The organism is Streptomyces cahuitamycinicus, assembly GCF_002891435.1.
In the GTDB taxonomy this organism is placed as follows: domain Bacteria; phylum Actinomycetota; class Actinomycetes; order Streptomycetales; family Streptomycetaceae; genus Streptomyces; species Streptomyces cahuitamycinicus.
The window spans coordinates 1-1,212 of sequence record NZ_POUC01000853.1 but is presented as its reverse complement, the minus strand read 5'-3'; the positions used below and the strand labels follow the sequence as shown (position 1 = coordinate 1,212).

At 71.1% G+C, this 1,212-nt stretch carries 2 protein-coding genes; both read left to right on the top strand.

The window, feature by feature from the left end:
* The first annotated feature begins 54 nt into the window (after positions 1-54).
* A complete protein-coding gene (locus C1J00_RS43420) occupies positions 55-438 on the top strand; it encodes a VOC family protein (protein WP_102914235.1) in 384 nt (127 codons plus the stop codon).
* A gap of 89 nt (positions 439-527) precedes the next feature.
* Positions 528-1,212, top strand: a 685-nt coding sequence (locus C1J00_RS43415; protein WP_245936753.1) for an SDR family oxidoreductase, incomplete at its 3' end; no start/stop codon positions are given.

The following is a 1,212-nucleotide window of genomic DNA, read 5'->3' as shown; positions in this document are numbered from 1 at the left end:
GCCGTAGGGGAGGGCACCAGGGGGGTCCGCCAGGTACGTCAGGGGAGGCCCACCATGACCGTGCAGCTGAACCACACCATCGTCGCCGCCCACGACAAGCGCGCCTCGGCCCGGTTCCTCGCCGACATCCTGGGGCTCGACGTGAGTCCGCCCTACGGCCCGTTCCTCCCGGTCGAGATCCCCAACGGCGTGACACTCGACTTCATGGACAGCCCTGGTGCCATCACGCCGCAGCACTACGCCTTCCTCGTCTCCGAGGACGAGTTCGACGAGATCTTCGGCCGCATCAAGGAAGCCGGCCTGACGTACTGGGCGGACCCGTTCCACAGCCGTCCCGGCGAGATCAACCACAACGACGGCGGCCGTGGGACCTACTTCGACGACCCAGACGGCCACCGTCTGGAGATCATCACAAGGCCCTACGGCAGCGGCGGCTGAGCCACCCGCACCCTCGCGTGTCACATCGTCGAGCCGCCGCACGTCATACCGGCGAAAGGCGATCACACGGCGAGAACTGGGGAGCAGTCATGACATCACCGATCCTGGTCACCGGCGGCACGGGCACCCTGGGCGGCCACGTCGTCCCGCTGCTGCGCGCCTCCGGCCACGACGTGCGGATCCTCACCCGGCACGCCCGCCCCGCCACGGACGGCATCGCGTACGTCACCGGCGACCTGCTCAAGGACGTGGGCGTCGAAGCCGCCGTGGACGGAGTGGAGACCGTGCTGCACCTGGCCGGCGGCCCCAAGGGCGACGACGAGGCGACCCGCGCCCTGGTACGCGCCGCGTCCCGGGCCGGCGTACGCCACCTGCTCTACATCTCGGTCATCGGCGCCGACCGGGTCCCGCTGGCCTGGATGCGGACGAAACTGGAGTCGGAGCGGGCCGTCGCCGGCTCGGGCATCCCATGGACGACCCTGCGCGCGGCCCAGTTCCACGACCTCGCGTTCACCATGGTCGAGAAGATGGCGAGGCTGCCGGTGTTCCCGGTCCCCGGCGGCCTCCGGCTCCAGCCGGTCGACTCGCGCGAGGTCGCCGCCCGCCTCGCGGAACTGACCCTCGGCGCCCCGTCCGGCCTTGTCCCGGACCTGACCGGGCCGGACGTCCACGACCTCGCCGCCCTGGCCCGCCCCTACCTCCACCTGCGCGGCAGGAGCCGCCCCATGCCTGTCCCTTATACACATCTCCGAGCCCACGAGACTAGCGCCCACC